Genomic DNA, 21,427 nt, shown 5'->3' with positions numbered 1-21,427 from the left:
TAGTTTCAGTTATGTAATGTCAAAAATTCATACCACAGTGTAACCACTCGTTCTAAATCACTTCGGCGAATGTCCAAATGCGTAATCATGCGGGTCACTGGCCCCGCGCTGATTAACACGCCGCGTTCACGCATCCACGGCCCCATTTGGGCCGCCAGCTCTGCCGACTGGCGAATATACAACATATTGGTTTGAGCGCCGGGAGCAATAATCTCTACACCGATATCCCGCAATTTTTGCTCCAGCCACACTGCGTTGTCGTGATCCTGCTGCAAGCGTTCCACGTTATGCTGCAAGGCATAAAGTCCCGCAGCCGCCAGAATACCGGCCTGACGCATACCGCCGCCGGTCATTTTGCGCCAACGTATAGCGCGCTTAATGTATTCTTCGCTGCCGCACAGTAAAGAACCGACGGGGGCGCCCAATCCTTTGGAAAGACAGATAGTCAGGGTATCGCAATATTGGGTGATTTCCCGTAGCGGAACTTTTAGCGCCACTGCGGCATTCATAATGCGCGCCCCATCGATATGTAACGCCAGATTTTTTTCGCGAGTCAACGCCCATGCCTGTTGCAGATAACTGATGGGCAGCACGCGTCCGCTGTGCGTATTTTCCAGGCTGAGCAGACGGGTTTGAGCAAACAGAATGTCATCGGGTTTGATGGCGGCCAGTACTTTATCCAACGGCAAACTGCCGTCGTCATTCGCATCCAGCGGCTGTGGCTGAATGCTGCCTAAAACCGCTGCACCGCCCGCCTCGTACAGATAATTATGGGCTTTTTGTCCCACAATATACTCATCGCCACGCTGGCAATGCGTGAGCAATGCGACCAGATTAGCCTGAGTACCGCTGGGTAAAAATAACGATGCCGCTTTGTCGGAGAGCCGCGCTCCCTCGGCTTCCAACGCTTTGACTGTTGGGTCATCACCGTACACATCATCGCCCACTTCAGCATTGGCCATTAGCTGACGCATGGGAGGAGAAGGCCGGGTTACTGTGTCACTACGCAGATCGATATACATATCGTAAAAGCTCTTGATAAAGGAAAGGAAAGTCGCCAGCGCAGGATGGGTAACATCACAGGGTGGCAGTCGGTTATTTCCCCTGAAATAGTTAGTATCTGGCCGGATAAAAGTGTACCCGTGCCAGACTTTGATCTCTATTATTTGTCACAAGACGATTTGTGGTACGGCAAAATCTGGCATGTGACCGACTCATGGATTAACGCAACCAGTTGGTTTTGGCCAGTTCAACCACTTCATCCCCGCGGCCATTGATAATGGCGCGCAGCATATACAGGCTAAAACCTTTCGCCTGTTCAAATTTGATTTGTGGTGGCATGGAAAGCTCTTGCTTGGCGGTAACGACGTCCACCAATACTGGGCCTGGATGGGCGAAAGCCACTTCCAGTGCGCTGTCCAGCTCGGATGCTTTCTCTACCCGAATGCCTTTTATTCCTGCTGCATTGGCAATGGCGGCAAAATCAGGATTATGCAGATCTGTACCGTCGGTCAGGTAGCCGCCAGCCTTCATTTCCATTGCGACAAAGCCCAGCACGCTGTTATTGAACACCACAATTTTCACCGGCAGTTTAAGCTGCGCCAGTGACAGAAAATCGCCCATTAACATCGTAAAACCGCCGTCGCCGCACATCGCTATCACCTGACGTTCAGGTGCCGTTGCCTGCGCACCAATCGCCTGCGGCATGGCATTGGCCATAGAACCGTGGTTAAACGATCCCAGTAGGCGACGTTTACCGTTCATTTGCAGATACCGGGCGGCCCAGACCGTAGGCGTTCCGACATCGCAGGTGAAAATGGCATCGTCGGTTGCGTAATGGCTGATTTGCTGCGCCAGATACTGTGGATGGATTGGCTGATCGTCATTGGCCGTCGCCAGCCCATCCAAATCTTTACGAGTGGTTCGGTAGTGTTCCAGCGCTTTATCCAGAAAACGCCGGTCGCTTTTTACCTGTAGCTGAGGCAATAGCGCGCGTAGGGTCGTTTTGATATCACCCATCAGCGCCATATTCACAGGACAGTGAGCGCCAATGCTTCCGGGATTAATATCGATTTGAATAATGTTGGCGTGAGTCGGATAAAAGGCCCGATAAGGGAACTGAGTACCGAGCAAAATCAGCGTATCGGCATTCATCATGGCGTGATAGCCGGAGGAAAAACCAATCAGCCCAGTCATTCCCACGCTATAGGGATTATCCCACTCAATATGCTCTTTACCGCGCAGTGCGTGTACCACCGGTGCTTGCAGCATTTCTGCCAGTTTAACCACTTCGTCATGGGCGTCGGCGCAGCCGCTACCGCACATCAACGTAATGTTTTTAGCGGAATTTAAGGTGTCAGCCAGCGCTTCCAGTTCGCTCATCGGTGGCTGAATCAGCGGATATTTCGGAGTGTGCCAGACCATCGGCGCATCTTCCGGTGCGGCTTGCAGTGCTACATCACCGGGAAGCACAATCACAGAAACGCCGCGATTCAGGATGGCTTTGCGCATGGCGATTTCCAGTACACGCGGTAACTGCTCTGGATTTGTGACTAATTCGCAATAATGACTACATTCGCGGAACAGTTCCTGCGGATGCGTTTCCTGAAAATAGCCGCTGCCGATTTCACTGGAGGGAATATGCGCTGCAATCGCCAAAACCGGGACATGATTACGGTGGCAATCAAAAAGTCCGTTGATTAAATGCAGGTTTCCCGGCCCACAGGAACCGGCACAAACCGCCAATTTGCCGGTTAACTGCGCTTCTGCTCCAGCGGCAAAGGCCGCAACTTCCTCGTGACGAGTACCTAGCCATTCGATGGTGCCCATACGATGCAGACTGTCACTTAATCCGTTTAAAGAGTCGCCGGTGACGCCCCAAATTCGTTTTACGCCAGCGAGTTCTAGTGTTTTAGCCACCAGTGTTGCTACGGTCTGTTTCATACTTCCCCCAAGATTTCATCGCGATGTTTTTATTCCAGGAGGAGAAAGTATGGTCTGTTTAAGAGTTAATGCCCTATTAACTGTGGTTTATATTGCGTAATAGGGCATATTTTGTTGTCGTCAGGCCAATTGGGTATCGCCCTGTAATTGACAGCTACAGGCCAACACGTAACCCTGAGCGATTTCTTCTGGCGTCAGCGTCATGGTGCTGGTGGTAGTGTAATCACCTGAAATTATTCGAGTTTTACAAGATCCACAGACGCCAGCACGACAAGCCGCGGAGACGGGTACCTTATTTTCTTCGAGTGCGAACAGTAAAGACGCGCCGACCGGAACCCGCAGTTGGCGTAGAGGGCGATTAATGGTCAACGTCAGTTGGTTTCCTGACTGTGGTTTTGCTTCTTCGATGTGGAAATGTTCTTTCTGGAAATGTTCTGGCGGCACCTGTTGCTCGCGGCAATAATTTTCCACCCACACCATATAAGGCGCTGGGCCGCAGGTCATGACTCGGCATTGTCGAATATCCGGCGCGATTTGCTGCATAATTTCCGCAGAAATTCTGCCACTGATAAAACCTTCTTTAGCGCCCGATTCTGCCATCAGAGTGACGTGTAATCGCTGCGGGTGAGCTTCAATCAGTGCCTGCCATTCAGCGGAAAAAATAACGTCATCTGGGGTACGAACGTTAAAAATCACCCGAATATCGGCCTCTGGTCGGTAGGCTAACAGCCAGTGACACATCGACATAATTGGCGTCACACCGCTGCCCGCGGCCAGCATTAAATAATGGTCATCCTGACTATTGGCACAGGTAAATTCTCCCTGAGCGTCGGATAGCCACAGGTCATTCCCCGGCTGTACCTCTTGAGTTAGCCAACGAGAGCCAGAGCCGTCGGGCAGGCAACGGATAGTCAAGCGAATAAAGCGGCTTAGGCCCGGAGAAGAGGAAAGCGTATAGGCACGCAGGGTATCTTCGCTGTTGCGAATACTCACTAACGCATATTGGCCTGGCTGATACGGATAAAAATCGTGGTTGATTAATTGCAGGCTCCAGACATCTGGCGTTTCCTGCACAATGGAATGCACCTGCATACGATTAGGGCACATCGGTGTTGGCATCGTCATAGCAAACCCTCGTGGTTGCGCGGTAATAAAAACGGTCAGCTCCGGAGACGAATAGCGCTGACCGCACCGTGGCTTAGGCCACCAGAATCTCGTTCAAATCTTGTTCAACCGAGGTGATCGGGCGCATACCGAATTTTTCATTCAGAATGGCCAGCAGATTATCGGTCAGGAAGCCCGGCGCTGTAGGGCCGGTATAGATATTTTTGACGCCGAGAGACAACAACGTCAGCAAAATGACGATGGCTTTCTGTTCGAACCACGATAACACCAGACTTAAAGGTAAGTCGTTGACGGTACAGCCTAATTGTTCAGATAATTTTACCGCTAGCATGATCGCGGAATAAGCATCGTTACATTGGCCGACATCCAGCAGACGCGGCAAACCTTCCAGTGTACCGAAGTCCAGCTTGTTAAAACGATATTTACCACAGGCCAGAGTCATGATTAGGCAATCTTGCGGAATGTTGCGGGCAAAGTCGGTAAAATAGCTGCGTTCGTCCCGACTGCCGTCACAGCCGCCGACCAAAAAGATATGACGCAGTTTTTTACGAGAAACCAGATCGATAACCGTATCCGCCGAATTCAATAGAGTCTGGCGACCAAAACCAACGGTGATCATGTGTTCTAGCTCGTTGTACGGGAACCCAGCCATACTTTGTGCTTGTGTAATAACCTCTGAGAAATCATCGCCTTCCAGATGATTGACGCCCGGCCAACCAACAATGCTGCGGGTCCAGATACGATCGCCATAATGACCCACGTTAGGATCGATAATACAGTTGGAAGTCATCACGATCGGGCCGGGGAATTTGGCAAATTCTATTTGCTGATTTTGCCAGCCACTGCCGTAGTTACCCACCAGATGTGGGAATTTTTTCAACTCCGGATAGCCGTGTGCGGGCAGCATTTCGCCGTGGGTGTACACATTGACGCCTTTTCCGGCGGTCTGCTCCAATAACATATGCAGATCTTTCAGATCGTGCCCTGAAATCAGAATGGCTTTACCCGCGACCGGGCGTACGTTGACTGCCGTTGGCTGCGGGTGACCGTATGCCTGAGTTTCGCCGCTGTCCAGAATCGCCATCACGTTGAAGTTCATCTGACCGATACCCATAGCATTATTCAACAGGGTATCCACATCGCGCGGCTGAGTGCCCAGCCATGACATAAACTCATGATATTGCTTGTAGATATTTTCATCGGACTGACCGAGAACGTGAGCGTGCTCCATATAAGCCGCTGCACCTTTCAAGCCATACAAACACAGCATCCGCAGACCATGAATATCATCGCCAACCTCGGCTTTATCACTGTTTAAAGCGAACTGTTGAGACTGTTTTTGCAGCGTTGGAATGTCGTTAGCTTCCAACTGTAATTCGGCCATCGGATGATCCACCGATGCGCTGGCATCCAGCAGGCGGCAGCGCGCAACCAGAGAATCACGCAGTGCGATAGCTTCCCGTGCGTAACCGACGATGCGCTCAGAATCAAAGTTAACGTTGGTCAGCGTTGAGAAAAAGGCTCTGGGTGCGAAGCTATCGATATCTGGATCGACAATACCGAGTTGTCGGGCGCGTAATGCCCAGGCGGAAAGCCCCTGTAATACGGCAACCAACAGGTCTTGCAAATCGGAAGTTTCAGCGGTTTTCCCGCACATACCCTGAGCGTAAGAGCAGCCATTGCCTGCCGGGGTACGAATGGTTTGTTCACATTGCACACAGAACATGATTTTTTTCCTTTTAAAATTGCATTTGTAATGCGTGTTTAAAAGCATAGATGTGCAATGGCCTCTTAAAAAGGCTTTTGTAATGCAACTTTAACTTATCTTGATTTGGCGCAATTTTTGTCGCGAATGAGACTTTTTCGCTTTAATGATGAAAGGAATAGAATTTAGCGGGCCGATACATTAGCCCGCGAGGGAAGGAGAATATTAGGAGAATAGTGCGATCAGTACTGGAGCCAGTAAACTCAATAGGAAGCCGTGCACTATTGCGGCAGGTACCATTTCCAGGCCACCGCTACGTTGCAATACCGGCAGGGTGAAATCCATTGAGGTGGCACCGCAGAGACCTAAGGCAGTAGAACGGCTGCGGCGAACCAGCGTTGGAATCAGCATAATGGCGACTAATTCACGGGCTAAGTCGTTGAAGAAAGCGGCGCTGCCGATCACCGGGCCAAATGCGTCGGTCAGTAAAATCCCCGAAAGTGAGTACCAACCGTAGCCGGAGGCTATTGCCAGACCGGTTTTCAGCGGTAAACCGAGGCATAGTGCGGCTAATGCGCCGCCAGCCAGCGCACTGACGGCAACCACGATGGCGACAAGAGTGCCGCGGCGGTTAAGCACAATCTGGCGCAAAGTCATACCGCTGTTACGCAACTGTATGCCAACCAAAAATAGCAAAAATATCAATGCTAACTCACTACCTTGAGCGGCAAATTGTAATGGCGGCCATTCGGTCAAACCCAATAGAAAGCCGATGATAACTACGCCGCACAGCTTCAGCGACTCCAGCGCCATATGTAATCGGGAAGGCAGAGCTTCCTGACGGTGGGTATTTTTCCACGGCCTTTTATGTTCGAGCAAAAATAGCGCCAACAAGTTAGCGGATAAAATGCAGATAAAGCATACGCTGGCGTATTGGAAAATAAGCAGTAGGTTTGCGCTAAGGTTTTCCAGAAATGCCAAACTGATGCCCATAAAAAATAAAATAACGTAAACCATCCAGCTTAAAAGCCGGTTAATCGCCTGAATTAAAGATTTACGGCTAAGCGGGATCAGATAACCGATAATTAACGGCAACAGAATGATCAGTAATCCTGAATACATGTGAGTTAAAGCGTCCTTTACGCGTCAGGCTGAATTAAGCAGACGTAAGGCTATCGCCGGTTGGCTATAGCAGTGAGATCGGGCATTGTTATGTGAAGGAGATAAGCTATCTAAAAAGGCTGATAGAGTAAAGGTGGAAAGACCGGTGGATGGTGCTTGACCTGAAAGGATTTTTTGCGCCATTCTCATGAATGTTAACGCGTTAATGACATAGGCTTCGCTGGTATTGATTTAACTTCGCACGGGAGGCGTAAATATGTTCCTAGAACGCGTGGAAATAGTCGGGTTTCGTGGCATTAATCGTCTTTCTTTGACGCTGGATGATAATACGGTACTGATCGGGGAGAATGCTTGGGGTAAATCCAGCCTGTTGGATGCGCTCACTCTGTTACTTTCTCCGGAACCGCGACTCTATCATTTCACCGTGCAGGATTTTTATTATCCCCCCGGTGATGAAGCGGCAAAAGATCGGCATCTTCAGGTTATTTTAACCTTCTGCGAGAAGGATATCGGTCATTGGCGTTCCCCGCGCTATCGCCATTTGGCACCGCTGTGGAGCCAATGTGAAGACAGTTTGCATCGTATTTACTACCGGGTGGAAGGCGAACTGGCCGATGACGGCACCGTTTGTACCTGGCGCACCTTTCTGGATCTGGATGGCCAACCGTTGCCACTCCACGACATTGAAAAACTGGCTTTAGGTATTATTCGTATCCATCCGGTGTTACGTCTGCGGGATGCCCGCTTTATTCGCCGTGTACGTACCAGCGTGCCGGAAAATATGCCAGGGCAGGACAAAGTTGCGCTGAATCAGCAATTGGATCAGTTAGGCCGTGAGTTAGTACGTAATCCGCAAAAATTGACGAACACCGAACTACGTCAGGGGTTGGACGCTATGCGCCAACTGCTGGAGCATTACTTTGCCGAACAGGGGTCTCAAACGCCTCAGCGCAATCGGCCTTCGCGCCCACAGCCGGAACGTCAGGCGTGGCAAGCGCTGGACAGCATCAACCGCATGATTGCCGAGCCGAATAGTCGAAGTATGCGGCTGATTTTACTGGGGATGTTTAATACGTTATTGCAGGCTAAAGGCTCGATTCATCTGGATCCTCATGCGCGTCCGCTGTTGCTGGTGGAGGACCCCGAAACCCGCCTGCATCCCATTATGTTATCGGTCGCTTGGGGGCTACTCAATCAGCTTCCTTTGCAACGCATCACCACCACCAACTCCGGCGAACTGGTTTCTTTGGTGCCGGTAGACCGGATTTGCCGATTAGTGCGTGAGTCTACGCGGGTGGCGACTTACCGTATTGGTCCGAAGGGGATGACGCCGGAGGACAGTCGTCGCATTGCCTTCCATATTCGCTTTAACCGCCCGTCATCGCTGTTTGCCCGCTGCTGGCTATTGGTGGAGGGTGAAACAGAAATCTGGTTGCTTAACGAACTGGCTCGCCAATGTGGCTATCATTTTGAAGCTGAAGGGGTAAAAGTCATCGAGTTTGCCCAAAGCGGCTTACGTCCATTGCTAAAATTCGCCAACCGCATGGGCATTCAGTGGCATACCCTGACCGACGGCGACGATGCCGGTAAGAAGTACGCCGCCACCGTTCGGGATATTGCGGAGCGCAACGGTGATAATGAACGAGATCGCCTGACCATGTTGCCGGCGCCGGATATGGAACAATTCTTATACCGTGCGGGATTTGACCCGGTTTATCATCGAATATCAGCGATACCGATGAATGCCAAAATGCCGCCGCGCCGGGTGATTGAGAAAGCAATACATCGCACTTCCAAGCCCGATTTGGCTATTGAAGTTGCCACTCAGGCTGGGGTGTGGGGCGTGAGTTCGGTACCGCCAATTCTGAAAAAGATGTTTTCCCGCGTGGTGTGGCTGGCTCGTGGCCGAGCGGATTAACCGGGATATTTTCAGCACAAGGGAAGTGGGCGCTAATCCCGCTTTCCAATTGATCCAATAATTGATAACGGCGGCGATATTCAGCGCGTTTCTTGCTAGGGATATCTTCAATGGCTTTCCGCGCTACACGGGTAGGCAGCAGAAAATAACCTTCCTCGCTCATTTGTCCACCCAGAGACTGCCAAAAACCATCGTAATCGGCGTGTAGCTTATCGCTTTTCCGTTGACGGTAGCGCCAGCTTTTATAGATATGAGTATCATTACCCACCGCTATAATCTGAGAAATCCCTAACATTGCGGCCAGACTACAGGCTGCTTCCAACAGGATCCTTTTCGGAAACAGGCCGTGACAATTTTTGGTGCTGATTTGAATTTCTTCATGAGCTACCTGCGGTGCTGCTCCTTGTAACCCACCAATAAAAAACGTTTTTTTCTGTCGATAACTCATCAAACTAAAGGTCATTAGCGCCAGTGTTTCACCTTGTTGATTGGTAAACATCAGCGTGGCTTCCCCTTCTTTATTGAGCATCGGCAATGTACCGAGGTAAACGCGATACTGGCTATCATTACGCCCGCTTAATTCGGCCAATTGATAAGGCTTAGATTGTATATATCCCGTCGACAATGCTGACGGCATCAGTTCATTGACCAACCGATAGTGCTCTTTGATCGCCTGTAATCCCTGACGTTTGCTGAGATTGGCGCTGAGATACGGACGGTGCAGTTTGCAAGGCAAATCCGGCTGAGATTGCAGCAGCGTGCCGAGCTGTGGGTTATTCGCCAATTCATCGAGTAGCGCCAGAGTAACCTGAGGATAAATCAGCGTTCTGGCCAGAAACTTAAAGCGAAAAGCCGGTTTTCGCCACACTTCAGGCAGGTTTTCTTCCCCTTTCATCAACCGCGAAATTAACTGCCAGCGACTTAAATGATTCGGTGCTGATGGGGATGAAGTGAATAAATACATTGGAATATCCGTTTCGTTATTAATCTTTGTCGCTATTGAAACAAGAGGGAACTAAACGGAGTGTCAATGCGTCTTATGCTGGTATTATTTATGTGATTTGATGTTTATATTACGTTTAAATTCGCGTGCGCTCAGAGTGATAATTTAATCTGCACTAGGGTATTTTCATTAGCATTTGACTATTTCAAGTAAAAATTTCAATAAGGTGGGTAATTAATTTGACGTGGTTTAGCGGACGTAAACGACGCTGGATTCTGGCGATTGTGATTCTGGCAATTGGCGGTTTTTGGGCGATCAAGCATGGAATGGCTCCGGCTGCGACACAGTATCAAACCGTCAAAGTGGTTAATCGGGATCTGCAACAAAACGTATTGGCGACAGGTAAATTGGACGCGGTGCGCAAAGTTGATGTGGGTGCACAGGTGAGCGGGCAGCTTGAACGGCTTTATGTAGAGATCGGCGATAAGGTCAAGCAGGGGCAACTGCTAGCGATGATCGATCCGCAGCAGGCGCAGAATCAGATCAAAGAGGTGGAAGCGACGCTGCAAGATCTTAACGCTCAGCTGTTGCAAGCCAAAGCCGAACAGCAGTTGGCGGAAGTGACGCTGAACCGCCAGCAACGATTGGCGAAACTACAGGCGGTTTCTCGTCAGGATCTGGACCAAGCCGCAACGGATTTGGCAGTGAAAAAAGCCAAAGTTGGCACGATCAACGCACAAATCAGCAAAACCAAAGCTAGCCTAGATACAGCCAAAATTAACCTGGATTACACCAAAATTTCCGCTCCGATGGACGGCGATGTGGTGCAAATCACCACGTTGCAAGGCCAGACAGTGATTGCTGCGCAACAGGCGCCAAACATTCTGACGTTGGCCGACATGAGCACTATGCTGGTGAATGCTCAGGTTTCCGAAGCGGATGTTATCCACCTAAAACCGGGGCTGAAAGCCTCCTTCACCGTATTGGGCGACCCGTCGAAGCATTTTGATGGTGTACTCAAAGATATTCAACCAACGCCCGAAAAAGTGAACGATGCCATTTTCTATTCTGCCCGCTTTGAAGTGCCTAATCCGGATGGTCTCCTGCGCTTGCAAATGACCGCTCAGGTATCGATTCAATTATCGAAAGTGGAACAGGCTAAAGTTGTGCCTCTGTCCGCTTTGGGTAACGAACTGGGCGTAAACCGCTATGAAGTCGCGGTGCTAAAAAATGGTCAAGAGGAGAAACGAGAAGTTACCATCGGTATTCGCAACAACGTGGATGCGCAGGTGCTTAGCGGTCTGGAAGTGGGTGATGAAGTGATTACCAGCCGCGGCGTCGCGGAGGCTGAATAATGGCTGCTTTGCTTGAGTTGAAAGGCATTCGCCGCAGTTATCAGTCTGGCGAACAAACGGTGGACGTGCTGCAGGACGTTTCGCTGGAAATTAATGCAGGTGAGCTGGTGGCAATTATTGGTGCTTCCGGCTCAGGTAAATCGACCCTGATGAATATTCTTGGCTGTCTGGATAAGCCAAGCGAGGGGATTTACCGCGTGGCTGGCCAGGACGTCGATAGCATGGACAACGATGCGCTGGCGGCTTTACGTCGTGAGCACTTTGGTTTTATTTTCCAGCGTTATCATTTATTACCTCACCTAAGTGCGGCGCATAACGTAGAAGTGCCCGCGGTCTACGCGGGATTAGGAAAGCAGGAGCGGCGGGAACGCGCCAAAATGTTGCTAACCCGCTTAGGATTAGGCGAGCGCATCAACTATCGCCCCAGCCAGCTTTCCGGCGGACAGCAGCAGCGCGTTAGTATTGCTCGCGCTTTGATGAACGGCGGGCAGGTGATATTGGCCGATGAGCCAACCGGCGCGTTGGACAGCCATTCCAGCGTTGAAGTGATGGCGATTTTAAAGCAACTGCAACAGCAGGGGCACACGGTCATTATTGTTACCCACGATCCTACGGTCGCGGCTCAGGCCGAGCGAATCATTGAAATCAAAGATGGCCGTATTATGGCGGACTCCGGCAGTAAAATGCCGCCCAAAACCGCAGAGCCGGACACGCTAATTCTGACGCCGCCAGCGCCTTCATGGCAGCAATTGGCCGGGCGTTTTCGTGAAGCCTTGCTGATGGCATGGCGCGCGATGGCCTCTAACAAGATGCGAACTGCGCTAACTATGCTCGGCATTATCATAGGTATTGCTTCGGTGGTTTCTATTTTGGTGGTGGGCGATGCGGCCAAACAAATGGTGTTGGCGGACATTCGCGCTATCGGAACCAATACCATCGATATTTACCCCGGAAAAGACTTTGGCGATGACGATCCCAGTAATCGGCAGGCGCTGGTTTATGACGATATGGCCGCGCTGAAAGCGCAGTCTTACGTTAATGCGGTGTCACCGGTGATCTCTGGCAGCATGCGGCTACGTTTCGGAAATATCGATGTGGCTGGTAGCGTATCCGGAGTGAGTGCGCAGTATTTTCGTGTTTACGGTATGGGTATCGAGCAGGGCACGGCGATTACGCAGGATCAGGTCGTTCGACAGGCGCAGGCGGTGGTGATTGACCGTAATACCCAACGACGACTTTTCCCGCATATGAAAGATGTGGTGGGGCAAGTGATGCTGATCGGTAATATGCCTGCGACTATCGTCGGCGTAGTGGAAGAAAAACAGTCGATGTTCGGCAGCAGTAAATCACTGCGGGTGTGGATTCCCTACACTACAATGGCTAACCGGTTGATGGGTAAGTCTTATTTTGATTCGATTACGGTGCGAATCAACGATGGCTATAACAGTAAGGAAGCCGAGCAACAGTTAGTTCGCTTGCTAACTTTACGTCACGGTAAGAAAGATATCTTTACCTATAATATGGACAGCCTGCTGCAAACAGCGGAAAAAACCACCCGAACCATGCAATTGTTCCTGACGCTGGTAGCGGTTATTTCGTTGGTGGTTGGTGGCATTGGTGTGATGAATATTATGTTGGTATCGGTAACGGAACGAACCCGTGAAATTGGTATTCGCATGGCCGTGGGGGCGCGTTCCAGCGATGTCATGCAGCAATTCCTGATTGAAGCTGTGCTGGTTTGTCTGGTCGGCGGTGCATTAGGTATCACGCTGTCCTTTGCTATCGGTCTGGCGGTAGAAATGGTGCTGCCTAACTGGCAGGTTTCTTTCCCTCCGGTTGCGTTGGCCAGCGCTTTCCTGTGTTCGACAATTATTGGCGTGGTCTTCGGTTATTTGCCCGCTCGCAGCGCTGCCAAATTAAACCCAATTGATGCTTTGGCGCGGGAATAGCGCTGACGGACATAGCGTTTACGGACAAATAGAATTTACAGACAATAGGATAAACGAGCAGACGCCTAGGCGGTGTTAACGTAATATTGTGGCGTTAGTGGGGCATAAAAAATGATAAAAATGCCAGTCGCAGTTCGGCTGGCATTTTGAATCGCTGTACTGCCGTAGATAAAGGCTAACGGCCTGACGGTGTGACTTTTATGTCAGGCGAGAGCCAGCATTTCCAGTGGCACAATCAGGCTGGCATGATTGCCTTTGGGGCCTTGGTGGACATCAAAGTTAACCTGCTGACCCGCTTTTAGCGTTCGGTAACCATCCATCTGGATAGTAGAGTAGTGTGCAAAGATATCTTCGCCGCCGTTCTGTGGGCAGATAAACCCAAAGCCCTTGGCGTTATTGAACCATTTAACAGTACCCGTCTCCATACTTCTACGTTCCTCGCAAGGCTATTCTAATTTTAGATGAGGTAATCGCTGGTTAAAGTGAGCGCGGATTGGTTAAAACTCCATCAGCTCACAAATTTACACTCTAGTGGAAATGCGATTAACGTCAAGAGGACGGCTTTTCTCAGGCGGAGGAGTTCGCCAAAGTTTGATGCAGATAACGCTATTGCGCTTATTTAGTTACAATTTTGCTGTTTTCTTTGCGAACGTTCCCGCATGCTTCTAAAGCGACACTTCACTGCAAGAGATGTTAAAATAACAATAGAAATCTATACCAAATGGTCTTATAACCGGAGCTGAGTGTTGCTCCTGTATGATTCAGTGAAACGATGGGTAAGCAATGGGCAATAACAACGACTGGCTTAATTTTGAGCATTTAGTCAAAGATAAACAAATCGATGCGCTAAAACCGCCGTCTATGTATAAAGTTATACTTAACAACGACGATTACACACCGATGGAATTTGTGATTGACGTTCTGCAAAAGTTCTTTTCTTATGATATTGAACGTGCAACCCAGTTGATGCTGAACGTTCACTACAAAGGGAAAGCGATTTGCGGCGTGTTCACTGCTGAAGTTGCAGAGACAAAAGTGGCGCACGTAAATCAATACGCCAGGGAGAACGAGCATCCATTGCTTTGTACGCTGGAAAAAGCCTGATTAAGGCAATTTATTGGGGAGGTGCCTATGCTCAATCAAGAACTTGAACTCAGTCTTAATATGGCTTTCGCCAGAGCGCGGGAGCACAGACACGAGTTTATGACCGTGGAGCACCTGTTGCTGGCATTGTTGAGCAACCCTGCCGCGCGGGAAGCGCTAGAGGCATGTACGGTGGATCTGGTGGCATTACGCCAGGAGCTGGAAGCCTTTATAGAACAAACCACGCCAACGTTACCGGCCAGCGAGGAAGAGCGTGACACCCAACCCACGCTGAGCTTCCAGCGCGTATTACAGCGCGCCGTATTCCATGTTCAATCATCTGGTCGTAATGAAGTTTCCGGTGCCAACGTTTTGGTCGCCATCTTCAGCGAACAAGAGTCCCAGGCGGCCTATCTGCTGCGTAAACACGATGTCAGCCGTCTGGATGTGGTGAACTTTATTTCCCATGGTGCACGCAAAGACGAGCCGGGTCAGGCGCCGAATACAGAAAATCCGGTAAATGAAGAGCAGGCGGGAGGGGAAGACCGTATGGAAAACTTCACCACCAATCTTAACCAACTGGCGCGCGTCGGCGGTATTGATCCGCTGATTGGCCGCGAAAAAGAGCTGGAGCGTGCAATTCAGGTACTTTGCCGTCGTCGTAAAAACAATCCGCTGCTGGTCGGCGAATCCGGCGTCGGGAAAACCGCAATTGCAGAAGGTCTGGCGTGGCGAATTGTGCAGGGTGATGTGCCGGAAGTCATGGCCGAATGTACGCTGTACTCGTTGGATATCGGCTCGCTGCTGGCGGGAACTAAATACCGCGGTGACTTTGAGAAACGTTTCAAAGCGCTGCTGAAGCAACTAGAGCAGGATAAAGACAGCATTCTGTTCATCGATGAAATTCACACCATTATTGGCGCAGGTGCCGCTTCCGGCGGGCAAGTGGATGCCGCGAACCTGATCAAACCGCTGTTGTCCAGCGGCAAGATTCGGGTGATTGGCTCCACGACCTATCAGGAATTCAGCAATATCTTTGAAAAGGATCGTGCGTTAGCGCGCCGTTTCCAGAAAATCGATATCGTTGAGCCGACAGCCGAAGAAACGGTGCAGATTATCAATGGGTTGAAACCGAAATACGAAGCTCATCACGATGTGCGCTACACGGCGAAAGCCATTCGGGCGGCGGTGGAATTATCGGTGAAATATATCAACGATCGCCATTTGCCGGATAAAGCCATTGATGTCATTGATGAAGCTGGTGCGCGCAGCCGATTGATGCCAGCGAGCAAACGCAAAAAAACCGTCAATGTTTCAGATATTGAATCTGTGGTGGCGCGTATTGCTCGTATTCCGGAGAAAACAGTATCTGCCAGCGATCGTGACGTACTGAAAAACCTTAGCGACCGTTTGAATATGCTGGTCTTTGGGCAAGATAAAGCTATCGAAGCTCTGACTGAAGCGATCAAAATGAGTCGCGCGGGCTTAGGCCATGAAAATAAACCTGTGGGTTCATTCCTGTTTGCTGGTCCGACTGGGGTGGGTAAAACTGAAGTCACGGTGCAATTGGCCAAGGCGCTGGATATCGAACTGCTGCGCTTTGATATGTCCGAATATATGGAGCGTCATACGGTTAGCCGCCTGATTGGTGCGCCTCCGGGCTACGTTGGCTACGATCAGGGCGGTTTGCTGACCGACGCGGTTATCAAACATCCTCATGCAGTTCTGTTGCTCGATGAGATTGAAAAAGCGCACCCCGATGTCTTTAACCTGTTATTGCAGGTGATGGATAACGGTACGCTGACGGATAACAATGGGCGTAAAGCGGATTTCCGTAACGTGATTGTGGTTATGACCACCAACGCTGGCGTGCGGGAAACTCAGCGTAAATCCATTGGCTTCCAACAGCAGGATAACAGTACCGATGCGATGGAAGAGATCAAAAAGGTGTTTACGCCGGAATTCCGTAACCGTTTGGATAACATCATTTGGTTCAACCACTTGTCTCCTCATGTGATTCAGCAGGTTGTCGACAAGTTTATCGTCGAGCTTCAGGCGCAACTGGATGCCAAAGGCGTGTCACTGGAAGTCAGCGATGAAGCGCGGAACTGGCTATCTGAGAAGGGCTACGACAAAGCGATGGGCGCACGGCCGATGGCGCGCGTGATTCAGGAAAATCTGAAGAAACCGCTGGCTAACGAACTGTTGTTTGGATCTTTAGTTGATGGCGGCTCGGTGAGCGTGGGTCTGGATAAAGAGAAACAGCAACTGGCTTACGAATTCCAAAGCGCGCAAAAACGCAAAACGGAAGGCGCGGTACATTAACCTTAGCGCAATAAGCTAGTTGAATCAGACGTTAAATAAATGGAAGGGCGATAGCGATATCGCCCTTTTTGTTTTTGTACTCTGTCTGAATCATTCGAAATGGGGGTAGTGCGAAAGGGGTAAATAACAGAAAAAGCAAAACGCCCTAGCCAATAAAATGGGAAGGGCGCCGGAGGGGGACTACATCCTCAGAGCTCGCTAGCAACTAGCGACTGGGTAGCCGATTAACGGCTACGGAAGACAATGCGGCCTTTGCTCAGGTCGTACGGGGTCAGCTCTACAGTGACTTTGTCACCCGTCAGGATGCGGATATAGTTTTTACGCATTTTACCGGAGATATGAGCGGTTACCACGTGCCCGTTTTCCAATTCAACACGGAACATGGTGTTCGGCAGCGTATCAAGAACGGTGCCCTGCATTTCAATATTGTCTTCTTTGGCCATCGAATCCTCTAGGAGTAACTACCTTAGTTTTTAACCGGCAAGATAATGCCGAAAAACCCACATTATGTAAAGAAGTGTTGGCAGTCATCACACCATTTCTGCAAAATTAGTCTGCTGAGGAGGGGATAAAGCCTAATGTGGGGTGCTTTTGTAACATTGATCTTTACTGCATCGCGATTTCGACATCCAGCGATTGCGGTAACCAGCATTCAGCCGGTAGCGGACTAAACTGGAGTTGACTCAAGTGCTGCAAAAAGTGGCTGCGAGGGATCTCTCTCGCACCCAGCGACGCAGTGTGAGCGTTGAGGACCTGACAGTCAATCAGTTCTCCACCATGACGGGTAAAATGATGACAAAAAGCCATTAATCCGCTCTTTGAAGCGTTCTCTACTCGGCTAAACATTGATTCTCCGCAAAAAAGTCCGCCGATCCCGATACCATACAACCCACCAACGAGTTCATTATCTAACCATACCTCCAATGAATGAGCGTGGCCCATTTCATGTAATTGGGCGTAGGCTTGCTGTACATCGTCGCCAATCCAAGTTCCGTCATCGGGACGATCGGCACAGGCGGCGACCACTTCACGGAACGCTTGGTTCAGTGTGAATCGAAACGGGCTGCGGCGCAGGAAGCGACGCATGCTACGGCTGATATGTAATTCTTCGGGGAACAGCACCGCTCGTGGGTCTGGTGACCACCATAAAATCATCTCGCCGGGGCTAAACCACGGGAAAATACCGCGCTGATAGGCGGCAAGTAACCGTGGCGCCGATAAATCGCCACCTAACGCCAATAAGCCATTAGGCTCGCGCAGGGCCAGCTCAGGTGAAGGGAACGCGTAAGAATGTGATGAGAGGTGGGTAAGACGCATAAATCCCCTTAACGGCGCTTACAGGCGCTTTTGGCTGTAGAGTATTGATAATGCCGCCGTTGTTCCAGCGGCATTTGATAACATTAGCCAGAAATCGTCTTAAACCAACAATAAAACTTAGCGGCGCTGGCGGAACTGATAATACCGACCTTTATTTTTCAATAAAGTCTCATGATCGCCCTGTTCAACGATCTGGCCGCCGTCCATCACGCAAATGCGATCCATATGCTCCAGCCCGTACAGGCGATGCGTCACCAGAATCAGACTCTTGTGCTGACAGTGTTGGCGCAGCAGCGCCAGTATCTGTTGCTCGGTTTCTGCATCCAGACCTTCGGTCGGTTCATCCAACAATAACAACGGAGCGGGATGAAGCAGCGCGCGTGCGATACCCAAACGGCGTTGTTCGCCACCGGAAAGGGGGCGGCCGCCGTCTCCCATCCAGGCATTTAGTCCTTCGTCATTATCCAAAAGATTACTCAGCCCGACTTGTTGTAACGCAGTCACCAGTTGCTCATCGCTAGCGGTTGGGCAGGCGAGCAGCAGGTTTTGTCGCAGCGTACTGCTGAAAACGTGTACTCGTTGGCTGACGACCGTCATCATCTGGCGTAGAGAAGCTTCGTCGTAGCTCGCAAGCGGCTGGCCGTTGAGCCGAATTTCACCCTGACTCGGGTCCCAGGCGCGGGTGAGTAACTGTAATAGCGTTGATTTACCACAACCTGTGCGCCCCAGTAGCGCAATATGCTCTCCTGCGGCCAGTGACAGCGTTATATCCTGCAATACGGGTAATGGTTGGTCTGGATAGGTAAAACTCACCTGTGCGACTGCCAGAGCTGCCTGTGAGGCGATCTCAGGGCCGGTTTCAGGGAAGGTGACTTCCGGTTTTTGTGCGATAAGTTGCGCCACGCGCTCGGCGGAAGTTATCACCTGCCCAAGATGCTGGAAAGCACCCGCAACCGGCAGTAAAGCCTCAAATGACGCCATCGAAGCAAAAACAAACAGGGCAATCAATGCGCCGGGTTGGCTATAATCGCCGACGCCAGCCGCTGTCAGCCACAACATTAGCGTGACGGTCATTCCGGTCGCCAGAATCATTAATGCCTGCGCCAAACCGGCTAGCGAAGCCTGTTGCTGCTGACGAGTCACCCAACGCCGTTCGATATCTTCTAAAGTATGGCGAAAACGTCCTAATGCTCCGAAGACCAACAGTTCGGCCTGACCTTGCAGCCAGGCGGTCAGTTGCGTGCGGTAGTGGCTACGGAATACGGTGAGATCGGCCCCGATAGGTTGACCGGCGCGGTAGAAAATCAGCGGCAGAATCAGCAGCAGCCCCAGTAGAATAGCGCCAAGGGTCAATGCCAAATCGACATCAAGGAAACTCAGACCGAAGGTAACGGCAGCGATGATAGCCAACGCGGCGATTAACGGGGAAATGACCCGTAGATACAGGTGATCCAGCGTATCGACGTCTGCCACCAAGCGGTTGAGCACTTCACTTTGACGAAAACGAGCAATCCCGGCAGGGGAGAGCGGCAAGATGCGCTGGAAGGTAAATACCCGCAAATGCGCCAGCACCCGGAAGGTTGCATCGTGGCTCACCACGCGTTCGGCGTAGCGTCCGGCGGTGCGTAAAATGGCTGAACCGCGAACGCCCGCGGCGGGAAGCAAATAGTTAAAGGTATACAAACCCGCCGGGCCAGCCAGTGCAGTGCCCGCGAGGAACCAGCCGGACAGCGTCAACAGGCCAATACTGGCCAGCAAAGTAATAATGGCCAGCAAAATACCGAGGCTAATCAAGAACCAATGACGGCGGTAAAGCGCCAGAAATGGAAGAAGCACGCGCATGATTAAAGCTCCTCACTGCGATGAGACAGTAGGTTGGCGAAAGGCCCCTCAGACTGACTCAATGTGGTGTAATCCCCTTGCTGAACCAGCAGTCCGCGATCCATAACCCAGATTTGATCATAATCCAGCGTATCTTCTAACTGGTGCGTCACCAGCAGCGTAGTCTGCATCCGTGAAGCTTCGTTTAACGCTTTCATCACTAATTGTTCGCTGTGGGCATCCAGACTGGCGGTTGGCTCATCCAACAGCAGTAGCCTGCACGGATTTAACAAGGCGCGCGCCACTGCGACGCGTTGTGCCTGACCAACGGATAGACGAGCCGAATGATCGCCGATTTCCGTGGCTAGCCCGTTGGGCAAATCACTTAGGAACTCGTTGACATAGGCACGTTCAACCGCGTGTTGCAGCTGCTGTTCGCTGGCATCAGGTTGATTGAGCAGAATATTGCTGGCCAGAGTCTGCTCCGGCAAATAAGGGTTTTGGCCTACCCAGCTTAGCTGGCTGCGCCATGCCTGAGGGGCAAGTTCGCGCAGTTCGATGCCGTTAACCCGCAGAGAACCGCGATAAGGCAAAAAGCCCAGTAACAGATTGAGTAATGAGCTTTTTCCTGCACCACTCTGCCCAACAATGGCAATGCGCTGGCCGGGTTGTAGGATGAAATTCAACGGACCAGCCAAGCGAGTGCCGTTGGGCGCCAGTATTTCCAGTTCGGCGGCTTCCAGCGTGATTGAACCTTCGTCGGGTAGATTTTTATCCCCCTGACCGATAGCTTCGCCTTCGCTGGTGAGGAACGTCACTAATGACTCCGCCGCGCCAACGGCCTGCGCTTTGGCATGATAGAAGGTGCCGAGATCGCGCAGCGGTTGGTAAAACTCAGGAGCCAGAATCAGCACCAGAAAACCGGCAAATAGGGTGACGCCCAATCCGTAGCTGCCAAAATTCAATTCGCCAAGATAGGAAAAACCGAAATAAACTGCGACAACGGCGATAGAAATAGCGGCGAAAAATTCGAGAACCGCAGAGGAAAGGAAGGCCATTCGCAGCACTTCCATGGTGCGGCTGCGGAAATCTTCGGAAGAATCGCGGATTTGGTCGGTTTCGGCCTTCGCCCGATTAAATAAGCGCAAGGTGTCCAAACCGCGCAAACGATCGAGGAAATTGCCGCTCAATCGCGCCAGTGCAACAAAGTTGCGGCGGTTAGCATCAGCGGCACCCATGCCGACTAGCGCCATGAAAATCGGGATCAGAGGAGCAGTGACGAACAAAATGAGTCCAGCGGCCCAGTTAATTGGGAATACCGCAATCAAAATCAACAACGGAATCAGACCAGCCAGATACATTTGTGGTAAATAGCGCGAATAGTAATCCTGCATTTCCTCAATTTGTTCGAGGATAATGGTCGCCCAACTGCCGGCTGGCTTGCCTTTTACCCAGGATGGCCCGAGCTGTTCAAGGCGATCCAACACTATTTTACGAATCTGCAATCGTACTTTCATACCGCAGATAAAACCTACCCGCTCCCGTAGCCAACTGACCACGGCGCGCGCGGCGAAAGTTCCAGCCAGCAGTAAGAAGTCGCTGGTCAGTGCTTCTCGCGGCACCTGATCCATAATCAGCGCCTGCAATAATCCGGCTAATAACCAGGCTTGAGCGATGATCAATAACCCGCTGAGCAAACCAAGTAGCATAGAAAGGCGGAGCCAACGTTGCGCGGGGGCGCTTTGTTTTTTCAGCCAACGAATCAACTCATATTGTCTTGTTTTATTCATCAGGCAATTATTCTGCGCAGGAAATGGGATG

The 21,427-nt window shown here is 50.9% G+C and carries 16 protein-coding genes; 5 read left to right on the top strand and 11 right to left on the bottom strand.

The window, feature by feature from the left end; all coding sequences use genetic code 11:
* Positions 1 to 5: 5 nt before the first annotated feature.
* From ltaE to AD970_RS01410, 5 genes are all read right to left on the bottom strand, one after another.
* Entirely contained in the window at positions 6 to 1,022 is a 1,017-nt protein-coding gene (ltaE, locus tag AD970_RS01430) for a low-specificity L-threonine aldolase (RefSeq protein WP_049596546.1), read from the bottom strand.
* Between the two features lie 199 nt (positions 1,023 to 1,221).
* Positions 1,222 to 2,943: a ubiquinone-dependent pyruvate dehydrogenase gene (gene poxB / locus AD970_RS01425; protein ID WP_049596545.1), complete on the bottom strand. Its 1,722-nt coding sequence runs from the start codon at positions 2,941 to 2,943 to the stop codon at positions 1,222 to 1,224.
* A 120-nt stretch (positions 2,944 to 3,063) separates the two neighbouring features.
* Positions 3,064 to 4,068, bottom strand: coding sequence for an NADH oxidoreductase (hcr, locus tag AD970_RS01420; RefSeq protein ID WP_072080575.1), 1,005 nt, complete (start codon positions 4,066 to 4,068; stop codon positions 3,064 to 3,066).
* Positions 4,069 to 4,141: 73 nt separating this feature from the next.
* Positions 4,142 to 5,794: a hydroxylamine reductase gene (gene hcp / locus AD970_RS01415; protein WP_049596544.1), complete on the bottom strand. Its 1,653-nt coding sequence runs from the start codon at positions 5,792 to 5,794 to the stop codon at positions 4,142 to 4,144.
* 204 nt (positions 5,795 to 5,998) lie between these two features.
* Complete coding sequence (locus AD970_RS01410; protein ID WP_049596543.1) at positions 5,999 to 6,895, bottom strand: lysine exporter LysO family protein; 897 nt, start codon at positions 6,893 to 6,895, stop codon at positions 5,999 to 6,001.
* Between the two features lie 256 nt (positions 6,896 to 7,151).
* Here AD970_RS01410 and AD970_RS01405 point away from each other — a divergent pair, with 256 nt between their 5' ends.
* The gene (locus AD970_RS01405; RefSeq protein ID WP_049596542.1) at positions 7,152 to 8,813 is read left to right on the top strand and encodes an ATP-dependent endonuclease; all 1,662 of its coding nucleotides are present in this window, start codon (positions 7,152 to 7,154) and stop codon (positions 8,811 to 8,813) included.
* On the opposite strand, the gene AD970_RS01400 is transcribed toward AD970_RS01405, so the two are convergent.
* Entirely contained in the window at positions 8,704 to 9,777 is a 1,074-nt protein-coding gene (locus AD970_RS01400; RefSeq protein ID WP_049596541.1) for a VirK/YbjX family protein, read from the bottom strand. The two genes, AD970_RS01405 and AD970_RS01400, sit on opposite strands and share 110 nt — an antisense overlap.
* 218 nt (positions 9,778 to 9,995) lie before the next feature.
* Between AD970_RS01400 and macA the strand changes: the two genes are divergently transcribed.
* Both macA and macB read left to right on the top strand, forming a co-directional pair.
* Positions 9,996 to 11,111, top strand: a complete 1,116-nt coding sequence (macA, locus tag AD970_RS01395; protein ID WP_049596540.1) for a macrolide transporter subunit MacA — start codon at positions 9,996 to 9,998, stop codon at positions 11,109 to 11,111.
* Positions 11,111 to 13,060, top strand: coding sequence for a macrolide ABC transporter ATP-binding protein/permease MacB (macB, locus tag AD970_RS01390; RefSeq protein ID WP_049596539.1), 1,950 nt, complete (start codon positions 11,111 to 11,113; stop codon positions 13,058 to 13,060). The genes macA and macB overlap by 1 nt, the downstream gene beginning before the upstream one ends.
* Before the next feature lie 203 nt (positions 13,061 to 13,263).
* Here macB and cspD read toward each other — a convergent pair whose 3' ends face one another.
* Positions 13,264 to 13,485 carry a cold shock-like protein CspD gene (gene cspD / locus AD970_RS01385; protein ID WP_049596538.1) on the bottom strand — a complete coding sequence of 74 codons (222 nt, stop codon included), beginning with the start codon at positions 13,483 to 13,485 and terminating at the stop codon, positions 13,264 to 13,266.
* Positions 13,486 to 13,843: 358 nt separating this feature from the next.
* Between cspD and clpS the strand changes: the two genes are divergently transcribed.
* Both clpS and clpA read left to right on the top strand, forming a co-directional pair.
* Entirely contained in the window at positions 13,844 to 14,164 is a 321-nt protein-coding gene (gene clpS, locus AD970_RS01380) for an ATP-dependent Clp protease adapter ClpS (protein ID WP_004717325.1), read from the top strand.
* A 27-nt stretch (positions 14,165 to 14,191) separates the two neighbouring features.
* Positions 14,192 to 16,468, top strand: coding sequence for an ATP-dependent Clp protease ATP-binding subunit ClpA (clpA, locus tag AD970_RS01375; RefSeq protein WP_049596537.1), 2,277 nt, complete (start codon positions 14,192 to 14,194; stop codon positions 16,466 to 16,468).
* A 224-nt stretch (positions 16,469 to 16,692) separates the two neighbouring features.
* Here the strand turns inward: clpA and infA are convergent, their stop codons facing one another.
* From infA to cydD, 4 genes are all read right to left on the bottom strand, one after another.
* Positions 16,693 to 16,911: a translation initiation factor IF-1 gene (gene infA / locus AD970_RS01370; protein ID WP_002211347.1), complete on the bottom strand. Its 219-nt coding sequence runs from the start codon at positions 16,909 to 16,911 to the stop codon at positions 16,693 to 16,695.
* Positions 16,912 to 17,074: 163 nt separating this feature from the next.
* The gene (aat, locus tag AD970_RS01365) at positions 17,075 to 17,785 is read right to left on the bottom strand and encodes a leucyl/phenylalanyl-tRNA--protein transferase (protein WP_049596536.1); all 711 of its coding nucleotides are present in this window, start codon (positions 17,783 to 17,785) and stop codon (positions 17,075 to 17,077) included.
* Between the two features lie 117 nt (positions 17,786 to 17,902).
* Entirely contained in the window at positions 17,903 to 19,627 is a 1,725-nt protein-coding gene (gene cydC, locus AD970_RS01360) for a heme ABC transporter ATP-binding protein/permease CydC (protein ID WP_049596535.1), read from the bottom strand.
* Between the two features lie 2 nt (positions 19,628 to 19,629).
* The gene (gene cydD / locus AD970_RS01355) at positions 19,630 to 21,396 is read right to left on the bottom strand and encodes a heme ABC transporter permease/ATP-binding protein CydD (protein WP_049596534.1); all 1,767 of its coding nucleotides are present in this window, start codon (positions 21,394 to 21,396) and stop codon (positions 19,630 to 19,632) included.
* Between the last annotated feature and the right edge of the window lie 31 nt (positions 21,397 to 21,427).

This window comes from Yersinia nurmii (assembly GCF_001112925.1).
Taxonomy (GTDB): Bacteria; Pseudomonadota; Gammaproteobacteria; order Enterobacterales; family Enterobacteriaceae; genus Yersinia; species Yersinia nurmii.
The sequence above is the reverse complement of the archived record's forward strand: the minus strand, read 5'-3'. Positions and strand labels throughout refer to the sequence as shown.

What these genes read in the sequence shown, in the direction of transcription:
- hcr (WP_072080575.1), bottom strand. Translation starts at nt 4,068, where the DNA reads ATGACGATGCCAACACCGATGTGCCCTAATCGTATGCAGGTGCATTCC.
- aat (WP_049596536.1), bottom strand. Translation starts at nt 17,785, where the DNA reads ATGCGTCTTACCCACCTCTCATCACATTCTTACGCGTTCCCTTCACCT.
- hcp (WP_049596544.1), bottom strand. Translation starts at nt 5,794, where the DNA reads ATGTTCTGTGTGCAATGTGAACAAACCATTCGTACCCCGGCAGGCAAT.
- AD970_RS01410 (WP_049596543.1), bottom strand. Translation starts at nt 6,895, where the DNA reads ATGTATTCAGGATTACTGATCATTCTGTTGCCGTTAATTATCGGTTAT.
- poxB (WP_049596545.1), bottom strand. Translation starts at nt 2,943, where the DNA reads ATGAAACAGACCGTAGCAACACTGGTGGCTAAAACACTAGAACTCGCT.
- clpA (WP_049596537.1), top strand. Translation starts at nt 14,192, where the DNA reads ATGCTCAATCAAGAACTTGAACTCAGTCTTAATATGGCTTTCGCCAGA.
- cspD (WP_049596538.1), bottom strand. Translation starts at nt 13,485, where the DNA reads ATGGAGACGGGTACTGTTAAATGGTTCAATAACGCCAAGGGCTTTGGG.
- macB (WP_049596539.1), top strand. Translation starts at nt 11,111, where the DNA reads ATGGCTGCTTTGCTTGAGTTGAAAGGCATTCGCCGCAGTTATCAGTCT.
- AD970_RS01405 (WP_049596542.1), top strand. Translation starts at nt 7,152, where the DNA reads ATGTTCCTAGAACGCGTGGAAATAGTCGGGTTTCGTGGCATTAATCGT.
- AD970_RS01400 (WP_049596541.1), bottom strand. Translation starts at nt 9,777, where the DNA reads ATGTATTTATTCACTTCATCCCCATCAGCACCGAATCATTTAAGTCGC.
- cydC (WP_049596535.1), bottom strand. Translation starts at nt 19,627, where the DNA reads ATGCGCGTGCTTCTTCCATTTCTGGCGCTTTACCGCCGTCATTGGTTC.
- infA (WP_002211347.1), bottom strand. Translation starts at nt 16,911, where the DNA reads ATGGCCAAAGAAGACAATATTGAAATGCAGGGCACCGTTCTTGATACG.
- cydD (WP_049596534.1), bottom strand. Translation starts at nt 21,396, where the DNA reads ATGAATAAAACAAGACAATATGAGTTGATTCGTTGGCTGAAAAAACAA.
- clpS (WP_004717325.1), top strand. Translation starts at nt 13,844, where the DNA reads ATGGGCAATAACAACGACTGGCTTAATTTTGAGCATTTAGTCAAAGAT.
- ltaE (WP_049596546.1), bottom strand. Translation starts at nt 1,022, where the DNA reads ATGTATATCGATCTGCGTAGTGACACAGTAACCCGGCCTTCTCCTCCC.